This window comes from Xanthobacter flavus, from assembly GCF_017875275.1.
Lineage (GTDB): Bacteria > Pseudomonadota > Alphaproteobacteria > Rhizobiales > Xanthobacteraceae > Xanthobacter > Xanthobacter flavus_A.
In genome coordinates this window covers 3,084,815-3,104,815 of record NZ_JAGGML010000001.1, presented here as the reverse complement: position 1 = coordinate 3,104,815, position 20,001 = coordinate 3,084,815, and the positions used below count along the sequence as shown (strand labels likewise).

Below are 20,001 nucleotides of genomic sequence, written 5' to 3'. Positions count from 1 at the left end.
CGCGCGTCCTCCGGGTCCTTTAGCCGCCGATCTTCTTGCCCGCCGTCCAGCAGTCCTGCACGGCACCGATGGCCTGGCCGGCATCGGTCATGTCCCAGTCGAAGGTCTTGCCGGCGATCTTGAGCGAGACCTTGCCGCCCTGCCGCAGCGCATTGAGCACCTCGTCCGTGATGAAGACCCGCTCGCGGACCCCCGGCTGGCTGGCGACGAGCTCGACCGGCTGCGACGCCTTTCCGATGTCCAGCGATCCGGAGACCTTGCTGCCCGGCTTCAGGCTGAGGTCCGGAAAGGCGATGGCCCACTTGCCGTTGGGATAATAAAGCAGCCCGACAATGCCGCTGTTGGTCTTGGTGATGCCCCGGCACAGGAAGAACTTGCCGTCGTCCAGCACGGTCTCGACCTTCCACTGGCCGAACGCACGGAACTGGGTGTTCGTCTGCTTGCCGGCCTCGGCTGCCCCCGCGGCCACGACTGCCGCCGCAACGATGGCCATTCCCCAGAAACGCATGTCATTCCCCTGAGCATCTGCCCGCCGCACCGGACCGGCGCGCCGGAGCCTGGTCGATGGCCAGGCGCGTTGCAATTCATCCTCCAAATTTGCCCGTATCGTGTCGGGGCCGGACGTCGTCCACCGTCCTTCTGGCATCGAGCCCATCCAACCCTCAGGAGAGCGACATGCGCGTGATGGTCATCGTGAAGGCGACAGCCGACAGCGAAGCCGGGCTGATGCCCGCGCCCGAGCTGCTGGAGGCCATGGGCCATTTCAACGAGGAACTCGCCAAGGCCGGCATCATGCGGGACGGCGCCGGCCTCAAGCCGTCCGCGCAGGGCAAACGCATCGGTTTCGATGGCGCGTCCCGCATCGTCATGGACGGCCCCTTCGCCGAGACCAAGGAGCTGATCGCCGGCTACTGGCTGTGGGAGGTCAAGGACATGGAGGAGGCCGTCGCCTGGGTGAAGCGCTGCCCCAATCCCATGCCCGGCCCCAGCGAGATCGAGATCCGCCCGCTCTACGAGATGGAGGATTTCGGCGACGCCGTGACCGAGCAGTCCCTGGCGCCGCACGAGCGGGCGCGCGAAATCCTCGCCGGACGCGACGGGGCTCAATAGCCCCGCGTCGGGTCCACCCGGTTCAGCACTTCCTCGCCCGCCTCCACCCGCCGGATGTTTTCCGCGATCTGGGCGGCGGCGCTGGCGGGGATGGCGATGGAGGCGAGGTGCGGCGTCACCAGCACGTTGGCCATGCCCCAGAGCGGGCTTTCGGCCGGCAGCGGCTCCACCTCGAACACGTCCAGCGTCGCCTCGGAAATCTGGCCGGAGCGCAGCGCCGCGACCAGGGCGGCCTCATCCACGACCGGGCCGCGGGCGACGTTGATGAACTTTGCTCCCTTCGGCAGATGGGCCAGGCGCTCCGCATTCATGAGGTGGCGCGTCTCGCCGGTGAGCGGCAGCATGACCACGAGGATATCCGCCTGCGCGAGGAAGCCGGGCAGCGCATCGACCCCGTGGCAGGTCTTCACGCCCTCAAGCGGCTTGGGCGAACGGGACCAACCCCGCACGTCGAACCCGTGGCGGACCAGCTCCAGCGCGGCCGTGGAGCCGAGTTCGCCGAGCCCGAGCACGCCGACGCGGGTTTCTTCCGCGGTGCGCGGATGCACATAATGCCATCGCCCCTCGCGCTGCGCGCGCTCGAAGGTCGGGATGTCCCGGGCATGGCGCAGCACGCAGAACAGCACGAAGGAGGCCATCATCCGCGACATGTTGGGGTCGGACAGGCGGGTGATGGGAAGGTGCGGCAGGTCATCGCGGGCGACCAGCGCATCGACGCCGGCACCGAGATTGATCACCAGCTGGAGATTGGGAAAGCGCGCGAAGAAGCCCTGCGGCGGCTTCCAGACGAGGGCATAGCGGATGTCCGCCGCATCGCCGTCCACGGCGCCGCTCGCCACGTCGGCGATCCGCACATCAAGGGCAGGCATCGCCGCCTGCAGGGCGGCTTTCCACTCCACGGGATCATCGAACGCGCTGTAGAACACCATCGCCCCGCGCGAATCCCGTGCCGTCACGTGCCGCCTCCCCTTGCGCTCGGTCCCAGCCGTGTCGCGCCGATCACGCGTTCGTAACCCAGCGCGCCGATCCCTGCCACAACGCCGATGACGGTCTTCTGCGCAAGCGAAGGACGGCGGCGCGGGACCGCAGAGGCACCTAGGGTCGGCGCCGAGGGCCGACGACGAGGGGCGACGATGAGGATTGGATGACAGTCTAAAGATATTGAGCGGGACTGACGATTTGACCCGCTGTATCGGGGAACCGAAGCGCGGCCCGGGGCGTTTTCAAGCTGCACCTTGGAGTGGGGGGCCGCGGCGTTCTCAAGCTGCATCCTGGAATGGGCCAATGAAATGATACTTGGGGAAGCCCAGCCGATGGCGGAGCCGGTTTCTCTCACCGTGCTGTTGATCGAAGACGACGCGCTGGTCCGTATGGTCACGGCTTCCGAGCTTCGTTCCGCGGGATTGCTGGTCATCGAGGCCGCGTCGGCGGAGGAGGCGCATCAGGCTATTCTCGCCGGTCTGCACGTGGATGTGGTCTTTTCCGACGTGCATACCGAGGGCGCGCTGGACGGCTACCAGTTCGCGCTGCTGCTGAAGGCCGAGCGGCCGAACCTCCCGGTGATCCTGACCTCCGGCCAGTTCGACCGCACAGTTGCGGCCGTGGTCGCGCCGTTTCTGGCCAAGCCCTACCAGGTGGAAACCGTGCTGCAGATCATCCAGGCACAGCTCCAGGGGAAGGCAGGCTCATAAAATTCGGGATCGAGGAAAGGCGAGTGATGAACGATAACCGTCCGAACGAGCTTCCGCCCGTCGTTCTCGTGGTCGAAACCGAGATTCTCGTCCGCCACGTCATCGCGGAATATCTGCGCAATTGCGGCTACGAGGTGCTCGAAGCCGCGACCGGCGCCGAGGCCGAGATCATCCTCGAGGTCGAGGCGGAGCGGGTCGAGGTGGTGCTGGCGGATGCGTCCGCCACCGGCGACCGCGAGGGCTTCGCCCTCTCCCAGTGGCTGCGCGAGGCGCATCCTGAGATCGACGTGATACTGGCCGGCTCCACCGCCATGGCGGCCACCCACGCCACCAACCTCTGCGAGGACGGTCCGGGCGTCGACAAGCCCTACCAGCCCCAGCAGATCGTCAACCGCATCAAGTGGCTGAAGTCGCGCCGCGACTCGCGACGCTGACATCTCGGTGATGAAACGAAACGGGCGGCCGAAGGGCCGCCCGTTTGCGTTTGGGTCAGGTCGTCCTCACTCCGCCGGAGCGGGATGGGACGGGGGCGGCGCTTCGGCCGCACGGCGCTTGCCGAGGGACGCGATCCAGCGCGCGAAGACGTAGAACACCGGGGTGAAGACAAGGCCGAACAGCGTCACGCCGATCATGCCCGAGAACACCGCCGTGCCCAACGCCTGCCGCAGCTCGGCGCCGGCGCCGGTGGCCCACACCAGCGGCACCACGCCCAGAATGAAGGCCAGCGAGGTCATGATGATGGGACGCAGGCGCAGCCGCGCCGCCTCCACCGCCGCCTCGCGCCGGCCGTGTCCCTGGTCCTCGAGCTGCTTGGCGAATTCCACGATGAGGATCGCGTTCTTCGCCGCGAGGCCGATGAGCACGATGAAGCCCACCTGGGTCAGGATGTTGTTGTCCTGCCCCCTCAGGATCACGCCGATCAGCGCCGCGACAAGGCACATGGGCACGATGAGGATGACCGCCAGCGGCAATGTCAGGCTCTCGTACTGCGCCGCCAGCACCAGGAACACGAACACCACGCCGAGCGCGAAGGCGAAGATGGCGGTGTTGCCGGCGCGCTGCTGCTGGTAGGCCAGCGCCGTCCATTCATAGGAGAAGCCCTGCGGCAGCACCTTGGCGGCCAGATCCTGCATGATCTGGATGGCCTGGCCCTGCGAATAGCCAGGGGCCGGGGAGCCGTCGAGCTCGGCGGTGGGATAGAGGTTGTAGCGCGGCACACGGTAGGGGCCGGAAATGTCGCGCACGGTGGTGAAGGAGCCGAGCGGCACCGTCTGGCCGTTGGCCGAGCGCACCCGGATCGAGAGCACGTCCTTGGGGTCGAGGCGGAACGGCGCGTCGGCCTGCGCCTGCACCCGGAAGGTGCGGCCGAACAGGTTGAAATCGTTGACGTAGGACGAGCCGATATAGGTCTGCAGTGCCGAGAACACGTCGGCGACGTTGACCTGGAGCAGCTGCGCCTTCTGCCGGTCGATGTCGAGGAAGAGCTGGGGCGTCGAGGTCTCGAACAAGGAGTAGACCTGCATCAGCCCCGGCGTCTGCGCCGCCGCGCCCATCATGGCGTAGGTGGCGTTGCGCAGAGCGAGGAGGCCCGCGCCGGAGCGGTCCTCCAGCATCATGCGGAAGCCGCCGGCATTGCCGATGCCCTGCACGGGCGGCGGCTGCACCACGATCATCTGGGCTTCCTGGATGGACGCCACCTTGCCGAACAGCACCTTCTGGATGGCGGCCGCCGTCTGGTCGGGATGCCCCGCGCGCGAAGTGAACGGATCGAGGATCACGAACATGGCGCCGGCGTTCGGCGCATTGGTGAAGGTGGCGCCCGAGAAGCCGGCGATGTTGACGATGTGGCCGACGCCGGGCGTGCCCAGCACGAGGTTGCCGGCCCGCTTCATCACGTCTTCGGTGCGCTGCATGGAGGCGCCCGGCGGCAGCTGCGCGACGACGATGAGGTAGCCGCGATCCTGCTGCGGGATGAAGCCCTGCGGCGTGGTGGCGAACAGCCAGCCACCGAAGCCGACGATGCCGGCGTAGACGATGAGCACGAGGGCGACGAACCGCACGAGGCGGGCCGACATCCAGGCATAGCCGTTGCCGACCTTCTCGAAGCCCCGGTTGAACAGGCCGAAGAAGCCGACGATGGGCCGGGCGTACCACGCCGGCTTCTCGTGCTTCGACCGGTGCGGCTTCAAGAGCAGCGCGCACATGGCCGGCGAGAGGGTCAGCGAGACGAGGAGCGAGATCAGCGTCGAGCCCGCGATGGTGAGCGCGAACTGGCGGTAGAACTCGCCCGAGATGCCGGTGATGAAGGCGGTAGGAATGAACACCGACGACAGCACGAGGGAGATGGCGACCAGAGCCCCGCCCACCTCGTCCATGGTCTTGTACGCCGCATCACGCGGGGAGAGCCCCGCCTCGATGTTGCGCTCCACGTTCTCCACCACCACGATGGCGTCGTCCACCACGATGCCGATGGCCAGCACCAGTCCGAACAGCGACAGGTTGTTCAGCGAGAAGCCGAACAGCGCCATGACGAAGAAGGTGCCGATGAGCGAGATCGGGATGGCGAGGATGGGGATGATCGCCGCCCGCCACGTCTGCAGGAACAGGATCACCACCAGCACCACCAGCACGATGGCCTCGCCGATGGTGTGCACCACCGCATCGACCGACTGCTGGATGAACTCGGTCGGGTTGTAATAGATCGCGTACTTCAGGCCCGCCGGGAAGGTCTTGCCGATGCGGGCCATCTCCGCCACCACCGCGTTGCCAGTGGCAAGCGCGTTCGACCCCGGCCGCTGGAAGATGCCGAGGTTGATGGAGATGTCCTTGTCGAGGAACGAGGTGGACGCATAGTCCTGCGCCGCGATCTCGACCCGGCCCACATCCTTCAGCCGCACCAGCGCCTGGTCGGTCTGCTTGATGACGATGTCGGCGAAGGCCTGGGGATCGGACAGGCGGCCGAGAGTGCGCACCGCGATCTGGAACGCCCGCTGGTTGGGCACCGGCGGCTGGTTGAGGATGCCGGAGGCCACCTGCACGTTCTGCGCCTTCAACGCCGCCACGACATCCGTGGTGGTGAGGTTCAGCGCGGAGAGCCGGTCCGGATCGAGCCAGATCTGCATCGCATATTCGCGCGAGCCGAACACGGTGATGGAGCCGACGCCGTCGATGCGCGACAGCACGTCCTTCACCTCGATATTGGCGAAGTTCGAGATGAACAGCGGATCGCGCGAGCCGTCCGGCGAATAGAGGCTGACCACCAGCAGAAGGTCGGGCGAGGCCTTGGCCGTGACGACGCCCACCTGCTGCACCTCGGCCGGCAGGCGTGGGGCGGCGATGGCGACGCGGTTCTGCACCTGCACCTGAGCGATGTCGAGGTTGGTGCCGATGTCGAAGGTGACGGAGATGGAGAAGCGACCGTCCGCCGTCGAGTTCGACGACAGATAGATCATCTTCTCGACGCCGTTGATCTGCTGCTCGATGGGCGCGACCACCGTCTCGGCGACGATTTCCGCCGAGGCGCCGGGATACTGGCCCGTGACCGTGATCACGGGCGGAGCGATATCCGGATACTGGGCCACCGGCAGGCGCAGGTAGGAGACCGCGCCGAGGATGATGACCACCACCGACACCACCGAGGCGAAGATGGGACGGTCGATGAAGAAGTGGGAGAAGCGCATGAGGGCTTCTCCTTACTTGGCGGCGGCGTTGGCGGAACCGGCCGGCGCACCGGCAGCGGGCTGGGCCCCGGCGGCCTGCGGCGTCACCGTCACCCCGGGACGCACCCGCATGAGGCCGTTCACCACCACCTTGTCGTCCGGCGCTAGCCCCTCGCGGATCACCCGCATGTCGCCCTGCAGCGGACCCAGGGTGACAAACTTCTGGCTGACCTTGTTCTCCGGCCCGACCACATAGACGAACTTCTTCACCTGCTCGGTGCCGATGGCGACATCCGGCACCACCAGCGCCTGATAGGGGTCGGACGACTGGAGCCTGAGGCGCGCGAACATGCCGGGGCGGAACAGGCCGTCCTTGTTGTCGAACACCGCGCGGCCGCGGATGGTCCCGGTCTCGCGGTCGACGACGTTGTTGAGGAAGTCGAGCTTGCCCTTGTGGACGAAGTCCTTGTCGTCGATCAGCCGCAGCGTCACCGGCTCGCCCTTGAAGTCGGTGCCGCCCTGGCGGCGGGTCAGGCGCAGCAGCGAGGCCTCGTCGATGGTGAACTCGAAGCGGATCGGGTCGGTGGAGACGATCACGGCCAGAAGCGTGGGCGTGCCGCCCGTGCCGCCCGTGACGTAGTTGCCGACGGACACCCGGCGGTCGCCGATCTTGCCCGACACCGGCGCCTTCACCTCGGTGAAGCCGAGGTCGAGCTGGGCGGAGCGCACCTGCGCCTCCTGCGACTGCACGATGGCGGCGGCGGTGCGCTCGGCCTGGGTGCGCTGGTCGAAGGCCTGCTTGGAGATGGCGTTGGAGGTCTTGTCCTCCAACAGCGTGCGGGCGCGCTCGAGGTCCGCTTTGGTGAAGTCGAGATTGGCCTTGGCCTGGGCGAGATTGGCCTGGGCCTGATCCACCGCGATCTTGAACGGGCGCTGGTCGATGGTGAAGAGCACGTCGCCCTCCTTCACCATCTGGCCGTCGGTGAAGCCGATCTTGTCCAGATAGCCGGAGACGCGGGCGCGCACGTTCACTTCATCGATGGCGACGAAGCGGCCGACATATTCGTCGGTGTCGGTGACGTTCGCGGACATGGGGTTAGCCACCGTCACCTGGGGCGGCGGGGGGGCACCCTGCTGCTGGGCGGTGGGCTGGCCGCAGCCGGCGAGCGCCAGCGCGAGTGCGAGCACCGGAACGGCCGCAGCGACGGACACGGCGGGACGGGGCAGGGAAAGACGCGGGGCAGGCGACATGGGCATCCGGCTCCTGGACGGACGGGTGTCCGCGCTTGTTCATTTCGGAGAAGGTTCGGCACCTCCCGCAACCGATGAGCCGAGACCGGAAAATCGGCGGATCGATAGCACAGCGCGGGTGCGTTGCAAAAGAGACGATTTGTTGACCGTCCATTTGGAACGGCTCCAGCGGATCAGGCCTTTGGCGGCGCGGGCCTCCTGCGGCCGATGACGCCCGCGATGAATCCGCGCCCGAGCAGCAGCCACAGGCCGGCCAGATAGGCGGCGCCGCCGCCCGTCACCACCAGCGCCAGCATGATCTCCTCGCGCGCCCACAGGCCGGCCGGCAGCGCCGCCGCGGCCGCCGCCTGCGCCCCCACCAGCGCCGCGCCCACCACCACCAGCAGCGCTCCGAGCCGCACCAGATGGCCCCCGAGCGCCGCATCGCCCACCGGATAGCCCCGGCGGATGGCGAACAGCACCAGCAGTCCGACATTCAGCCAGCCGCCCACGGCGGTGGCGAAGGCGAGCCCCACCTGCGCGAGGCTGCCCATGAGCGCGAACTTGAGCGCCACGTTGAGCGCGACGGCGCTGAGGGACGCGATCATGGGCGTCTTGGTGTCGCCCCGTGCATGGAAGGGCGCGATGAAGGCGCGGACCACCACGAAGGCGAGAAGGCCGAAGCCGTAGGCCCGAAGCGTCGCGGCCGCATCCGCCGCATCGGCCACCGTGAAGGCGCCACGGGCGAACAGCGCCCGCATGGTCAGGTCCGGCACGAGAAGCGCGGCGGCCACGAAGGGAATGGCGAGTAGCGCCGCCAGTTCGATGGAGCGCGCCTGCGCGTGCGCGGCGCCCGCATCGTCCTTGGCGGCAAGGCGCCGGGACATTTCCGGCAGCAGCACGGTGCCGACCGCGATGCCGACCACGCCGATGGGCAGTTGGTTGATCCGGTCCGCGTAATAGAGCGCGGAGAGCGCGCCCACCGGCAGGAAGGTGGCGATGATGGTGTCGGCGAACAGCGCGATCTGCACCCCGGCGGAGCCGATGATGGCCGGCCCAAGCGCCTTGAGGAACTGCCGGGTGCCCGGATCGAGCTTCGGCCGGGCGAAGCGCAGCCCGATGCCGTGCCGCTCCGCATCCACCCCCACGACCAACAGCTGCGCCACGCCCGAGATGAGCACGCCCCAGGCCGCCGCATGGCCGGCCGTCGGGAACAGCGCCGCACCTAGCAGGGTGCTCACCATGCACACGTTCAGCAGGATGGGCGCGGCGGCCGCGACCGCGAAGCGGTCGGAGGCATTGAGCGCGCCCGTCACCAGCGTCGCGATGGAGATGAGCGCCAGATAGGGGAAGGTGATGCGGGTGAGCGTCACCGCGAGGTCGAAGCGTTGGCCATCCTCGGCGAGGCCCGGCGCCAGCAGCGAGACGAACTGCGGCGTGAAGCCCAGCGCCAGCGCCAGCAGCACCACATGCACCAGCGTCATGGCGGTGAGGATCTCGTCGGCGAACCCACGCGCCACCGGCACCCCGTCCTGCTCCCTGAGCCGGGCATAGGTCGGCACGAAGGCGGCGTTGAAGGCCCCTTCGGCGAAGATGGCGCGGAAATGGTTCGGCAGACGGAAGGCGATGAGGAAGGCGTCGGCCACCGGCCCGGCGCCGAGCACCGCCGCCATCACCACGTCGCGGATGAAGCCGGCGAGGCGCGAGAGCAGCGTCAGGCCGCCGACGGAGAGAATGTTGCGGAACATGGGGTGCGGGCGGCCGGCGGTCTGGCGAAGGGGTGGCCGGACCCTAATGGCCCGCGCGCGGCAAGGAAAGCCTCAGCCCGCCACGTTGCATCGCCCCCGGTCGGAAAGGTGAGCGGGTCGGAAAGCTCGGCCATGGTGAGGCTTGCCGCGATCTCCCGCAGGCCGGAGCCGGCCAAGCAGCAGCCCCCTACCCGCCGAGGCGGGCCTTCAGCTTGAACGGGGCCATGCCCTCGCGGGCGAGTTCATCGGCGCGTTCGTTCTCGGGGTGGCCGGCGTGGCCCTTCACCCAGTGCCAGCGGATCTCGTGCCGCTTGAGCGCCTCGTCCAGCCGCTCCCAGAGGTCCTGGTTTTTCACCGGCTTCTTGTCGGCGGTGCGCCAGCCATTGCGCTTCCAGCCGTGCATCCACTTGGTGACGCCGTTCCTCAGGTACTCGCTGTCGGTGTGGAGATCGACCGCGCACGGCTCCTTGAGTGCCTCAAGGGCGGAGATGGCGCCCATCAGCTCCATGCGGTTGTTGGTGGTCAGCCCTTCGCCGCCGCAGAGCGGCTTCTCGTGGGCGCCGAAGCGCAGCAGCGCGCCCCAGCCGCCGGGGCCGGGATTGCCGGAGCAGGCCCCATCGGTGAAGATCTCCACGGACTTCATGCGGCGAGACCGTAGTCCTGCGCCCGCTCCACCGCCTGGTGGAAGCGCAGCTTCTTCAGATATTCCAGCGGGTCCTTGGGCCGCACCAGCGCCCCTTCCGGCACATTCAGCCAGTCCACGAGGCGGGTCAAAAGGAAGCGCAGGGCGGCACCGCGGGCGAGGCGCGGCAGCGCCGCCTTCTCGGGCTCGGACAGAGGCCGCACGGCTTCATAGCCGGCAAGCAGCGCCCGCCCCTTGGTGACGTTGTAGGCCCCATCCGCCTCGAAGCACCAGGCATTCAGGCAGATGGCCACGTCATAGGCGAGGAAGTCCGTGCAGGCGAAATAGAAGTCGATGATCCCCGAGAGTGCGTCGTCGAGGAAGAAGGCGTTGTCCGGGAAGAGATCGGCATGGATCACGCCCGAAGGCAGGTCCTGCGGCCAGCCCGTCTCCAGCACGGCAAGCTCGGCCGCGACCGTGGCGGACAGTCCCGGCGCCACCGTGTCCGCCGCCGCGCCGGCCGCCTCGAACAGCGGCCGCCAGCCCGCTACGGACAGGGCATTCGCCCGCCTCAGCGGAAAATCAGCACCGGCCAGATGCAACTGGGCAAGGCCCCGTCCAAGCTCTGCGCAATGGTGGGCGGTGGGACGGCGCACCGAGACGCCCGGCAGGAACGTGACCATCGCCGCCGGCCGCCCCGCGACTTCCGCAAGGATCGCGCCGGAGCGCGCCGCCACCGGCTCCGGGCAGGAGAGCCCGCGCGCGGCGAGGTGCTGCATGAGGCCGACGAAAAACGGCAGATCCTCGCGCTTCACCCGCTTCTCGTAGAGGGTGAGGATGAAGCTTCCGGTGGTGGTCTGGACCAGGAAGTTGGAATTCTCCACCCCCTCGGCGATGCCGTGGAAGGAGGTCAGCGTGCCAATGTCGTAGCCGGAGAGGAAAGCCTCAAGCTCGGCCGGCGCCACATCCGTATAGACCGCCACGCTCTACTCCGCCGCCGCGTCGGGCCGCAGCACGCGCGGCAGGGGAAAAAAGACGTCTTCTTCCGAGGAGGTCACAGTCTCCACGTGCACGTCGTAGCGCGCCGCGAAAGCGTCGATGATCTCCTCCACCAGCACTTCCGGGGCCGACGCACCGGCGGTGACGCCGAGGCTGGAGAGGCCGGAGAATACGGACCAGTCGATGTCGGCCGCCCGCTGCACCAAAGCCGAGCGGGGGCATCCGGCCCGTTCCGCTGCCTCGCGCAGGCGCTGGGAATTGGAGGAATTGGGTGCGCCCACCACGATCAGCGCATCCACCTTCGGCGCGATGACCTTCACGGCCTCCTGCCGGTTGGTGGTGGCGTAGCAGATGTCTTCCTTGTGCGGCTCGGAAAGCTTCGGAAAGCGCCGGCGCAGGATGGCGACCATTTCCGCCGTGTCGTCCAGCGACAGGGTGGTCTGCGTCACATAAGCGAGATTTTCAGCGTCCGGCGGCGTCACCCGCTCGGCCTCCTCGGCCGTCTCGATCAGCGTAAACGCGCCGTCCGGCAGTTGGCCGATGGTGCCCACAACCTCCGGATGGCCCTTGTGGCCGATGAGCAGGATGTGACGGCCCCGCTTGAAGTGGACCTGCGCCTCGCGATGCACCTTGGTGACCAGCGGGCAGGTGGCGTCGATGGCGAAGAGGTTGCGGCCTGCGGCCTCCTCCGGCACCGACTTCGGCACGCCGTGTGCGGAGAAGATGACCGGCGCTGTGGTGTCCGGAACCTCGTCGAGCTCCTCCACGAAGATGGCGCCCTTTCGCTTCAGGTCTTCCACCACGTATTTGTTGTGCACGATCTCGTGCCGCACATAGACCGGCGCACCATAGAGCTTGAGCGCCTGCTCCACGGCATCGATGGCGCGGACCACGCCGGCGCAGAAGCCGCGCGGCGCCGCGAGAAGGACTTTCAGCGGCGGCCTTTCGGCGGGCGCGGCATCATGGTCGGGCACGATGGGAGTGTCGGACATGGCGCGAATTGGCGACCTCCTTTGGCCGGTGTCAAGCTTCGGCGGCGAATTCCTGGCCCGGCACGCCACGGCAATTGCAACTTCTGCCCCGTCGCCTTATGTTGGCGCTATCCCGGACACATGCGATGCATTCCGCGGTCCGCCCCGAAGCCGGGGTGGCCAGGCGAAGACGCATATGCCCGGCCCATTCTTTCCATGACCGGCGCGTCCCAGTCCGACGGGCCCGATAGACCAACAAGCCGAAGAGGCCGTCATGTCGAACGTACCTTTGATGCCCAAGGCCACCGCCGTCTGGCTCGTGGACAATACGGCGCTCTCCTTCGAGCAGATCGGCGACTTCTGCAAGCTCCACCCGCTTGAGGTGAAGGGCATCGCCGACGGCGAGGTGGCGCAGGGGATCAAGGGGCTCGATCCCATCTCCACCGGCCAGCTCTCCCGCGACGAGATCACCCTCGCGGAGAAGGACCACAACCGGCGGCTCCGCCTGCTCGACCCCAAGGTGCGCCTGCCCGAGCAGAAGAAGCGTCGCGGCCCGCGCTATACCCCGGTGTCGCGTCGCCACGACCGGCCCAACGCCATCCTCTGGCTGCTGCGCAACCATGCCGAGCTGAAGGACGCGCAGATCATCCGCCTGGTCGGCACGACCAAGGCGACCATCCAGTCCATCCGTGACCGGACCCACTGGAATTCGCCCCAGCTCTCCCCCATGGACCCGGTGACGCTCGGCCTGTGCAGCCAGATCGACCTCGACCTGGAAGTCCAGCGCGCCGCCAAGGACCGTCCGGCCACCGCCGGCCATGAGGATCGCGGCGCCACCCTGCTGCCCGCCGATGTGACCACCGGCCATGACGAGCATGAGGAAGAGCCGCGCAAGGGGCGCGAGAGCCTCGACCTCGAGACCGTGTTCGCCAAGCTCGGCGGCTCCAAGAAGAACGAGGCCGAGGACGACGAGGACTGATCCTCGCCCGAACACCTCTGTGCATACGAAAATGCCCCGGCCAAGGCCGGGGCATTTTTGTTTCAGTCCGGTCTGAGCGGCCTCAGTGGGCCATCAGCACCGGGACCGTCATGGTGTTGAGGATTTCCCGCGTGACGCCGCCGATGATCATCTCGCGCAGGCGGGAATGGTTGTAGCCGCCCATCACGACGAGGTCGGCGCCCTGGTCGGAGACCTCGTTCAGAATGGCCGAGGCCACGGATTCACCCGAGCCAACGGGCAACTTCCGCACGGTGGCGGTCAGGCCATGGCGCGACAGATGGCGGGCCACGTCCGCACCGGCGACGTCCTCGTCGTCGGGATGGGTGACCACACGGAAAATCTCCACCACCTTGGTGCGGTGCAGCAGGGGCAGGGCCTCGGCAAGGGCGCGCGCGGCCGGGCGGCTGCCGTCCCAGGCCACCACCGCCCGCTCGGCGGTGAAGGGCTTGGTCTGCACGTAGGGCACGACGAGCACGGCGCGGCCGGACTCCATCAGCACCGTCTCGGAGATCACCTCTTCCGGGCCGGGCCGGTCGGGATCGGGCTGGGCAACGACCGTGAGGTCATAAAGCCGCGCCAGTTCCGCGAAGCTGTTGGCGGCGACCCCAAGCGAGGCGGACAGGCTGCGCACCTCGTGCGACAGGCCCGCGGCCGCGGCGGCGGCGGAGAAGCGCGCAGCCGCCTTTTCGGCGGCGGCCTGGTTCTCCAGCACCTGGGCATCGATGAAGTCTGTCGGCAGAGCGCCCATGTAAAAGGGCGGCACGTCGATCTCATAGGCCACCGACAGGCCGGTGAGGTGCGCACCGAAGCTGGCGGCAAGGCTCGCCGCGTAGTCGCAGGCGACGTCCGTCTCGACCCCTTGGGCGAGATTGACCAGAATGTCGCGAATCATATGGGAAGGCCCCCGTTCGGCCGTTTGAACGACGCGACCTTACCCTAAACTCGCCCAAAGTCTCAGGTCTTGATGTGGCGCAATCGGCTCCGGTCTTCGGGGCCGCGTGAGCGCGGCAGGAAATGACCGGATCAGGCCCATGCACCCCAGAAATGACGACGCGGCCGCTTTGGGGGAAAGCGGCCGCGCCAATGGCACGATCACTTGGGGGGATGATCGCGCTGATGAGGAAACGCCGGCTTCGACCTGCGGTTCCCGCCCATCCGAAAAATTTTTGCGCAAATTCGCGCAGGCCCGGCTACATGCGGTTTCAATCCCCGGCGCGGGATCGATGGCAGTATCATGACACCAGATTTGAGCATCGTAATACCGCTCTACAATGAGGCGGCCGGCCTGCCGGAGTTCCACGATCGCGTCACGTCGATCGCAGCGGCAGAGGCCGAGCGGCGCGGGATGCGGATCGAGATCGTCTATGTGGACGACGGCAGCCGCGACGGCTCCGCCGCGATCGCCGCGTCCCTCCCGCATGAACGGGTGGACGTGCAGGTGGTGGCGCTGAGCCGCAACTATGGCAAGGAAGCCGCCCTCATGGCCGGTCACGACCATGCCCGGGGCGACGCGGTGATGTTCATGGACGGCGACGGCCAGCATCCGCCGGAGATGATCCCGACCTTCATCGGCCTGTGGCGGGATGAGGGCTGGGACGTAGCCTATGCGGTGAAGGCGGACCGCTCCGACGAGGCCGCGAGCCGGCGCACCTTCGTGCGCATCTTCTACAGGCTGCTGAATTTCGGCGCCGCCACGCCCATTCCCGAAGACGCGGCCGATTTCCGCATCCTGTCTCCGCGTGCCGCGGCGGCCTTGCGGCGGATGCCCGAGCGCAACCGCTTCTTCAAGGGACTGACCAGCTGGATCGGCTTCCGGCAGGTGGCCGTGCCCTATCGCCCGGCCGCCCGGGCGCATGGCTCGACCTCGTTCAATTTCCTGCGGCTGCTCGGCCTGTCCATGGAGGCTTTGACCTCCTTCTCCCCTGCCCCCCTCCGGCTCGCCGCCCTGTTCGGCGCGGCGCTGGCGGGCCTCGCCCTGTTTTACGGCGGCTGGATCGTGGTGGAGCGCCTGGTGTGGGGCATTCCCTTGCCCGGCTATCCGTCCATCGTCGTGGGCCTGATGGTGATCGGCGGCACGCAATTGCTGGTGATGGGGCTGATGGGCGAGTACATCGCCCGCATCCTGTCCGAGATCAAGGCGCGGCCGGTCTATTATGTGGCCGACCACGTCTTCAACCGCGCGCCCGAGGCGGGGCTGGAGCTGCCCGGGCATGGACAGGCGCAGGTGATTTCCCATCCGGCGGTGCTTGCCTCGCGGGGGGAGCCATGAAGCGCGTCATCCTCTGTGCCGACGACTACGCCATTTCCCCCGGAGTCTCCGAGGCCATCGCGGCGTTGATCGCCGACCGTCGGATCAACGCCACCTCGGTGATGACCGTGTTCGACGGCCTCGCCCCCGCCGCGCGGGCGCTCGACGATGCGGCGGCGGACACGGGCGCCAGCATCGGCCTGCATGTCACCCTCACCGGGGCCTTCGCGCCGTTGACCGCCGGCATGGCCGAGCCATCCGGCACCTTCGCCTCCCTGCCAAAGCTGCTGCTCTCGGCACTCTCGCGCCGGCTCGATGCCAAGGCGGTCGCGGCCGAGGTGGAGGCGCAGTTCGCCGCCTTCCACGACGCCTTTGGCCGCCCGCCGGACCATGTGGACGGCCACCAGCACGTCCATGTGCTGCCGGTGATCCGGACGGCGGTGATTGCCGCCACCGCCCGCCACGCCCCCCACGCCTTCCTGCGGGACGTGACGCCCGCGCGCGGCGCGCTCAACGGCCTCGACATCAAGGGCCGGCTGATTGGCGCCTTCTCCGCCGGCTTCGCCCGCGATGCGGCCCGCGCGGGGCTCGCCACCAACCGGGGCTTCGGCGGCGCCTACGATTTCTCCGGCGACCATGATTTCGCGACGCTGCTCGGCCATTTCCTCGCCGGCGTCCCGGACGGCGGGCTGGTGATGGTCCATCCCGGCCGGGTGGACGACCCGCTCGTCGCCCGCGATCCTCTCACCCACCAGCGGGAGGTGGAATACGGCGTGCTGCGCGGGCCGCAGTGGCGCGCCATCCTCGATGCCGCCGACGTGAGCCTCGCTCTGCCGGCTCTCGGCAACGCTGGAAAAGCCGCCGCCTGAAGCTCCCCCAAACGAAAAAGGCGCCCCCGAGGGCGCCTTTCCGAACCGTTCTCGTGGCGCGCGATCAGGCGAGCCCGACCTCGAACTTCGCCTCGGTCTTGGCCTTGATCTCGTCGAGGGTGACGCCCGGCGCCAGTTCCTTCAGCACCAGCGTGCCGCCACGCTTGGTGAACTCGAACACGGCGAGGTCGGTAATCACGAAGTCGGTCACATGCGTCCCGGTGAGGGGCAGCGTGCAGCGCGTGACCAGCTTGGGCGCGCCGGACTTCTCCACATGCTCCATGAGCACGATGACTTCCTTGGCGCCGGCCACGAGGTCCATGGCGCCGCCCATGCCCTTCACCATCTTGCCGGGCACCATCCAATTGGCGATGTCGCCCTGCTCGGACACCTGCATGGAGCCGAGGATGGAGAGGTCCATGTGTCCGCCGCGGATCATGGCGAACGAATCGGACGAGGAGAAATAAGAGGTGTCCGGCACCTCGGTCACGGTCTGCTTGCCGGCATTGATGAGATCGGGGTCCTCCTCGCCCTCATAGGGGAAGGGGCCGATGCCGAGCATGCCGTTCTCGCTCTGGAAGCTCACGGTCATGCCGGGCGGCAGCGCGTTGGCGACGAGGGTGGGGATGCCGATGCCGAGGTTCACGTAGAAGCCGTCGCGGATCTGCTGGGCGGCGCGGGCCGCCATCTGCTCACGGGTCCAGGCCATCACTTCACCTCTTCGCGCTTGCGGGTGGTCACCTTCTCGATGCGCTTCTCGGCGCCGACCTCGACCACGATGCGGTCCACATAGATGCCGGGGGTGTGGATGTTCTCGGGATCGAGCTCGCCGATCTCCACCAGTTCCTCCACCTCGACGACGGTGATCTTGCCGGCGGTGGCCATCATCGGATTGAAGTTCCGCGCGGTCTTCCGATAGATCAGGTTGCCTTCCTTGTCGGCCTTCCACGCCTTGATGATGGAGAGGTCGGCGACGAGGCCGGTCTCCAGCACGTAATGCTGGCCGTTGAACTCGCGGGTCGGCTTGCCCTCGGCGATGATCGTGCCGTAGCCGGTCTTGGTGTAGAAGCCGGCGATGCCGGCGCCGCCGGCGCGGATGCGCTCGGCCAGCGTGCCCTGCGGATTGAATTCCAGCTCCAGCTCGCCGCCGAGATAAAGCTTCTCGAACAGCTTGTTCTCACCCACGTAGGACGAGATCATCTTCTTGATCTGGCCGTTGGCGAGCAGGATGCCGAGGCCGAAATCGTCCACGCCGCAATTGTTGGACACCACGGTGAGGTGCTTGGGGCCGAGGTCGCGGATCGCCGCGATCAGGTTCTCGGCGATGCCGCACAGGCCGAAGCCGCCCGCCATGACCGTCATGCCGTCCGAAACGATGCCCTCCAGGGCACTCTTTGCGTCCGGATACACCTTGTGTCGCATCACTTCCTCCTGGGCGCTCCCTGGGGCGCTGGCATCGAGATGAACTTATTGGGACATGAGGCGAAGCGGAAGCGGGTCCGCAGCGCAATCAAAGCGAGGAGACGAGGTGGCCGCCATCGACCACCAGCGTCGTGCCCGTCACGTAGGCAGAGGCATCGGAACTGAGGAACAGGAGCGGGCCCTCCAGATCAGCCAGAGCGCCGAGCCGCCGGGTGGGGATGCGCCGCACCAGCGCCTGCCCCGCCTCGGTGGCGAAGAAGTCGCGGTTGAGGTCGGTCTCCACATAGCCCGGGCACAAGGCATTGGCGCGGATGGAATGGCGCGCCCAATCCAGCGCCATGGACTTGGTGAGCTGCACCAGCGCCGCCTTGGATGCCGCATAGGCCGCCACCTGCCCGGCGACACGCAGACCGAGGATGGAGGCGACATTGATGATGGAGCCGCCGCTCTTCGCCTCGGCCATGGCCCGCGCCGCCGCCTGGGCGACGAGGAAGGAGCCCTTGAGGTTGGTGTCGATGATGCGGCCGAAATCCTCGGCCGTCTCGTCCATGAGCGGCGTGGTGCCGGTGACGCCGGCATTGTTCACGAGGATGTCGAGGCCTCCGAAAGCCTTGACCGTGGCGGCGACGGCGGCGGGCGCCGAGGCGGGGTCGGTCACGTCCAGGGCGACGGCGATCGCCGTGCCGCCGGCGGCGTTGATTTCGTCGGCGAGGGCGGCGCAGGCCTCGGCACGGCGCGCGGCGAGCGCGACCTTCGCGCCCGAGGCCGCCAGCCGACCGGCGAAATACGCACCAAGACCGCCGGACGCTCCCGTCACCAACGCGGAGCGCCCGTCCAGCGAGACGCGGAAATCCATGAAGTTATTCCCGGTAACGTTTCTCTCACCTGCGCGGGGACCGTTTGCCGGTTCTTGAAAAGCGAGCGTCCGTTTTCATAGACGCGGCCGATGCCGCGGCGCAAGGGGGCCGGGGCGGAAGGGGGCCGGAGCGGAAGCGCTCAAGGCCGGACGGTGTGGCTGCCGGATCACGAACGCGACATATGCTTAAGATTGATCTTACCATTATCTACACTTAATGATTGCATAGCCGTTGGGACGCAACAGGGGGCACCCATGGCTTTCACCATCGACCAACGTCACCGGCTGATCGAGAACGGCCGGCTCGTCACGCGGATCATGTCGCCCGCGCAGAACACCGGCGGCGCCTTCGCACGCCAGCCGTCGATCCTCATCATGCACTTCACCTACGGGGCTTCGGCGAAATCCAGCGCCGAGTGGTTTCGCGACGGCCCGAAAAAGGTCTCGGCGCACGTCGTGGTTGATCGCGACGGCACAGTCATCCAGTGCGTGGATTTCGACACGGCCGCCAATCACGCCGGGGAATCCTCCTGGGGCGGGCTCACGTCCTTCAACAACAAGTCGTTCGGGATCGAGCTCGCCAACTGGGGCTATCTCAAGCGCAGCGGGGCGGGCTGGTCGTCCTATACGGGCGTGCCCATCCCCGAGCCGTTCATCGCCCCGCACAAGAATGGGAACCCCTACCTGCCCACGGACGCGCCAATCGGCTGGGAGCCCTATCCGCAGGCGCAGATCGCCACCGCCATGGGCATCGCGCGGGAGTTGGTGAAGACCTACAGGGTCGACACCATCCTCGGTCACGACGACATCGCCCGGGGTCGCAAATGGGATCCCGGCCCGGCGTTCGACATGGCGCGCTTCCGCAATCAGCTGCTGGGCGACCGTGCCGTGGATGGGCCGAACACCCTGACCGTGCGCTCGCCTTCCGGCCTCAATCTGCGCAACGGACCTGGCGTCGGCTCCGGTGTGCTGGAGTTGCTCGCCGACGGCACCGTCGTGGAGCCCGTGGAGCGAAGCGGCAATTGGGTGATGGTGAATGTGCTCGACGAAGCCGGCATCGCGCAGAAGACCGGCTGGGTCCACGGCGCCTTCCTCATGTGACCCCTACCCCCGCCAGCGGTCCGCGGCCGCGTCGTCGCTGGCCTTGGCCTCGACCCAGCCGGCGGGGCGGGCGGCGTCGGCCGGCTCCTCCTTCTTCCAGAAGGGGGCGCTGGTCTTCAGCCAGTCCATCAGGAATTCGGCCGCGGCGAAGGCGGCGGCGCGGTGGGACGAGGCGGTGGCGACGAACACGATGGGATCGCCCGGCTCCAGCCGCCCGTGGCGATGCACGACGATGGCCCCGGTGAGCGGCCAACGGCGGCGCGCCTCTTCCAGGTGGCGCTCGATCTCTTCCTCCGCCATGCCGGGATAATGCTCCAGCGTCAGGGCGGCGAGGCCCGTCCCGTCCGGGCCGGTATCGGCGCGGCAGAGGCCGGTGAAGGTGACGATGGCGCCAACATCCGTCCGGCCGGCCGCCAGCGCGGCGCTTTCCGCAACGGCGTCGAAGGGCTCACGCTGGATGCGGACGGCGAACATG

At 67.8% G+C, this 20,001-nt stretch carries 20 protein-coding genes; 7 read left to right on the top strand and 13 right to left on the bottom strand.

Going from position 1 to position 20,001, the window contains the following annotated elements:
- Window positions 1-19: 19 nt before the first annotated feature.
- The gene (locus J2126_RS14820) at window positions 20-508 is read right to left on the bottom strand and encodes a hypothetical protein (protein ID WP_209487685.1); all 489 of its coding nucleotides are present in this window, start codon (window positions 506-508) and stop codon (window positions 20-22) included.
- A gap of 167 nt (window positions 509-675) precedes the next feature.
- On the opposite strand from J2126_RS14820, the gene J2126_RS14815 reads away from it, so the two are divergent.
- The gene (locus tag J2126_RS14815) at window positions 676-1,110 is read left to right on the top strand and encodes a YciI family protein (RefSeq protein WP_209487684.1); all 435 of its coding nucleotides are present in this window, start codon (window positions 676-678) and stop codon (window positions 1,108-1,110) included.
- On the opposite strand, the gene J2126_RS14810 is transcribed toward J2126_RS14815, so the two are convergent.
- On the bottom strand, window positions 1,104-2,039 hold the full coding sequence (locus J2126_RS14810) for a 2-hydroxyacid dehydrogenase (RefSeq protein WP_209490195.1): 936 nt from the start codon (window positions 2,037-2,039) through the stop codon (window positions 1,104-1,106). The two genes, J2126_RS14815 and J2126_RS14810, sit on opposite strands and share 7 nt — an antisense overlap.
- Window positions 2,040-2,423: 384 nt before the next feature.
- Between J2126_RS14810 and J2126_RS14805 the strand changes: the two genes are divergently transcribed.
- Window positions 2,424-2,801: a response regulator gene (locus tag J2126_RS14805; protein WP_209487683.1), complete on the top strand. Its 378-nt coding sequence runs from the start codon at window positions 2,424-2,426 to the stop codon at window positions 2,799-2,801.
- 26 nt (window positions 2,802-2,827) lie between these two features.
- Complete coding sequence (locus J2126_RS14800; protein ID WP_209487682.1) at window positions 2,828-3,235, top strand: response regulator; 408 nt, start codon at window positions 2,828-2,830, stop codon at window positions 3,233-3,235.
- 66 nt (window positions 3,236-3,301) lie between these two features.
- Here J2126_RS14800 and J2126_RS14795 read toward each other — a convergent pair whose 3' ends face one another.
- The 6 genes from J2126_RS14795 to ispH all read right to left on the bottom strand — a co-directional run bounded on the left by J2126_RS14795 (window position 3,302) and on the right by ispH (window position 12,051).
- Window positions 3,302-6,481 carry an efflux RND transporter permease subunit gene (locus J2126_RS14795; RefSeq protein WP_209487681.1) on the bottom strand — a complete coding sequence of 1,060 codons (3,180 nt, stop codon included), beginning with the start codon at window positions 6,479-6,481 and terminating at the stop codon, window positions 3,302-3,304.
- 12 nt (window positions 6,482-6,493) lie between these two features.
- Window positions 6,494-7,711 (bottom strand): efflux RND transporter periplasmic adaptor subunit, encoded by a 1,218-nt coding sequence (locus tag J2126_RS14790; protein WP_209487680.1) that lies wholly within the window; start codon window positions 7,709-7,711, stop codon window positions 6,494-6,496.
- Between the two features lie 173 nt (window positions 7,712-7,884).
- Window positions 7,885-9,438, bottom strand: coding sequence for a murein biosynthesis integral membrane protein MurJ (gene murJ / locus J2126_RS14785; RefSeq protein ID WP_209487679.1), 1,554 nt, complete (start codon window positions 9,436-9,438; stop codon window positions 7,885-7,887).
- A gap of 187 nt (window positions 9,439-9,625) precedes the next feature.
- The gene (gene rnhA, locus J2126_RS14780; protein WP_209487678.1) at window positions 9,626-10,081 is read right to left on the bottom strand and encodes a ribonuclease HI; all 456 of its coding nucleotides are present in this window, start codon (window positions 10,079-10,081) and stop codon (window positions 9,626-9,628) included.
- Window positions 10,078-11,043, bottom strand: coding sequence for a homoserine kinase (thrB, locus tag J2126_RS14775; protein WP_209487677.1), 966 nt, complete (start codon window positions 11,041-11,043; stop codon window positions 10,078-10,080). Before thrB ends, rnhA begins: the two co-directional genes overlap by 4 nt.
- Before the next feature lie 3 nt (window positions 11,044-11,046).
- A complete protein-coding gene (ispH, locus tag J2126_RS14770) occupies window positions 11,047-12,051 on the bottom strand; it encodes a 4-hydroxy-3-methylbut-2-enyl diphosphate reductase (RefSeq protein ID WP_209487676.1) in 1,005 nt (334 codons plus the stop codon).
- Window positions 12,052-12,304: 253 nt separating this feature from the next.
- Here ispH and J2126_RS14765 point away from each other — a divergent pair, with 253 nt between their 5' ends.
- Window positions 12,305-13,009 carry a DUF1013 domain-containing protein gene (locus tag J2126_RS14765; RefSeq protein WP_209487675.1) on the top strand — a complete coding sequence of 235 codons (705 nt, stop codon included), beginning with the start codon at window positions 12,305-12,307 and terminating at the stop codon, window positions 13,007-13,009.
- Window positions 13,010-13,091: 82 nt separating this feature from the next.
- Here J2126_RS14765 and J2126_RS14760 read toward each other — a convergent pair whose 3' ends face one another.
- Window positions 13,092-13,922, bottom strand: a complete 831-nt coding sequence (locus tag J2126_RS14760; protein ID WP_209487674.1) for a universal stress protein — start codon at window positions 13,920-13,922, stop codon at window positions 13,092-13,094.
- Window positions 13,923-14,264: 342 nt separating this feature from the next.
- Between J2126_RS14760 and J2126_RS14755 the strand changes: the two genes are divergently transcribed.
- Entirely contained in the window at window positions 14,265-15,299 is a 1,035-nt protein-coding gene (locus tag J2126_RS14755; RefSeq protein WP_209487673.1) for a glycosyltransferase family 2 protein, read from the top strand.
- Complete coding sequence (locus tag J2126_RS14750; protein ID WP_209487672.1) at window positions 15,296-16,147, top strand: ChbG/HpnK family deacetylase; 852 nt, start codon at window positions 15,296-15,298, stop codon at window positions 16,145-16,147. Before J2126_RS14755 ends, J2126_RS14750 begins: the two co-directional genes overlap by 4 nt.
- Before the next feature lie 64 nt (window positions 16,148-16,211).
- Here the strand turns inward: J2126_RS14750 and J2126_RS14745 are convergent, their stop codons facing one another.
- From J2126_RS14745 to J2126_RS14735, 3 genes are all read right to left on the bottom strand, one after another.
- Window positions 16,212-16,856 (bottom strand): CoA transferase subunit B, encoded by a 645-nt coding sequence (locus tag J2126_RS14745; RefSeq protein ID WP_209487671.1) that lies wholly within the window; start codon window positions 16,854-16,856, stop codon window positions 16,212-16,214.
- Entirely contained in the window at window positions 16,856-17,569 is a 714-nt protein-coding gene (locus J2126_RS14740; protein WP_209487670.1) for a CoA transferase subunit A, read from the bottom strand. The genes J2126_RS14745 and J2126_RS14740 overlap by 1 nt, the downstream gene beginning before the upstream one ends.
- An 88-nt stretch (window positions 17,570-17,657) precedes the next feature.
- Window positions 17,658-18,425, bottom strand: coding sequence for a glucose 1-dehydrogenase (locus J2126_RS14735; RefSeq protein ID WP_209487669.1), 768 nt, complete (start codon window positions 18,423-18,425; stop codon window positions 17,658-17,660).
- A 255-nt stretch (window positions 18,426-18,680) separates the two neighbouring features.
- On the opposite strand from J2126_RS14735, the gene J2126_RS14730 reads away from it, so the two are divergent.
- Window positions 18,681-19,526, top strand: coding sequence for an N-acetylmuramoyl-L-alanine amidase (locus J2126_RS14730; RefSeq protein ID WP_209487668.1), 846 nt, complete (start codon window positions 18,681-18,683; stop codon window positions 19,524-19,526).
- Window positions 19,527-19,529: 3 nt separating this feature from the next.
- On the opposite strand, the gene J2126_RS14725 is transcribed toward J2126_RS14730, so the two are convergent.
- Complete coding sequence (locus J2126_RS14725; protein WP_209487667.1) at window positions 19,530-20,000, bottom strand: molybdenum cofactor biosynthesis protein MoaE; 471 nt, start codon at window positions 19,998-20,000, stop codon at window positions 19,530-19,532.
- Between the last annotated feature and the right edge of the window lies 1 nt (window position 20,001).

What these genes read in the sequence shown, in the direction of transcription:
- J2126_RS14820 (WP_209487685.1), bottom strand. Translation starts at nt 508, where the DNA reads ATGCGTTTCTGGGGAATGGCCATCGTTGCGGCGGCAGTCGTGGCCGCG.
- J2126_RS14815 (WP_209487684.1), top strand. Translation starts at nt 676, where the DNA reads ATGCGCGTGATGGTCATCGTGAAGGCGACAGCCGACAGCGAAGCCGGG.
- J2126_RS14810 (WP_209490195.1), bottom strand. Translation starts at nt 2,039, where the DNA reads ATGGTGTTCTACAGCGCGTTCGATGATCCCGTGGAGTGGAAAGCCGCC.
- J2126_RS14805 (WP_209487683.1), top strand. Translation starts at nt 2,424, where the DNA reads ATGGCGGAGCCGGTTTCTCTCACCGTGCTGTTGATCGAAGACGACGCG.
- J2126_RS14800 (WP_209487682.1), top strand. Translation starts at nt 2,828, where the DNA reads ATGAACGATAACCGTCCGAACGAGCTTCCGCCCGTCGTTCTCGTGGTC.
- J2126_RS14795 (WP_209487681.1), bottom strand. Translation starts at nt 6,481, where the DNA reads ATGCGCTTCTCCCACTTCTTCATCGACCGTCCCATCTTCGCCTCGGTG.
- J2126_RS14790 (WP_209487680.1), bottom strand. Translation starts at nt 7,711, where the DNA reads ATGTCGCCTGCCCCGCGTCTTTCCCTGCCCCGTCCCGCCGTGTCCGTC.
- murJ (WP_209487679.1), bottom strand. Translation starts at nt 9,438, where the DNA reads ATGTTCCGCAACATTCTCTCCGTCGGCGGCCTGACGCTGCTCTCGCGC.
- rnhA (WP_209487678.1), bottom strand. Translation starts at nt 10,081, where the DNA reads ATGAAGTCCGTGGAGATCTTCACCGATGGGGCCTGCTCCGGCAATCCC.
- ispH (WP_209487676.1), bottom strand. Translation starts at nt 12,051, where the DNA reads ATGTCCGACACTCCCATCGTGCCCGACCATGATGCCGCGCCCGCCGAA.
- J2126_RS14765 (WP_209487675.1), top strand. Translation starts at nt 12,305, where the DNA reads ATGTCGAACGTACCTTTGATGCCCAAGGCCACCGCCGTCTGGCTCGTG.
- J2126_RS14760 (WP_209487674.1), bottom strand. Translation starts at nt 13,922, where the DNA reads ATGATTCGCGACATTCTGGTCAATCTCGCCCAAGGGGTCGAGACGGAC.
- J2126_RS14755 (WP_209487673.1), top strand. Translation starts at nt 14,265, where the DNA reads ATGACACCAGATTTGAGCATCGTAATACCGCTCTACAATGAGGCGGCC.
- J2126_RS14750 (WP_209487672.1), top strand. Translation starts at nt 15,296, where the DNA reads ATGAAGCGCGTCATCCTCTGTGCCGACGACTACGCCATTTCCCCCGGA.
- J2126_RS14745 (WP_209487671.1), bottom strand. Translation starts at nt 16,856, where the DNA reads ATGGCCTGGACCCGTGAGCAGATGGCGGCCCGCGCCGCCCAGCAGATC.
- J2126_RS14740 (WP_209487670.1), bottom strand. Translation starts at nt 17,569, where the DNA reads ATGCGACACAAGGTGTATCCGGACGCAAAGAGTGCCCTGGAGGGCATC.
- J2126_RS14735 (WP_209487669.1), bottom strand. Translation starts at nt 18,425, where the DNA reads ATGGATTTCCGCGTCTCGCTGGACGGGCGCTCCGCGTTGGTGACGGGA.
- J2126_RS14730 (WP_209487668.1), top strand. Translation starts at nt 18,681, where the DNA reads ATGGCTTTCACCATCGACCAACGTCACCGGCTGATCGAGAACGGCCGG.
- J2126_RS14725 (WP_209487667.1), bottom strand. Translation starts at nt 20,000, where the DNA reads ATGTTCGCCGTCCGCATCCAGCGTGAGCCCTTCGACGCCGTTGCGGAA.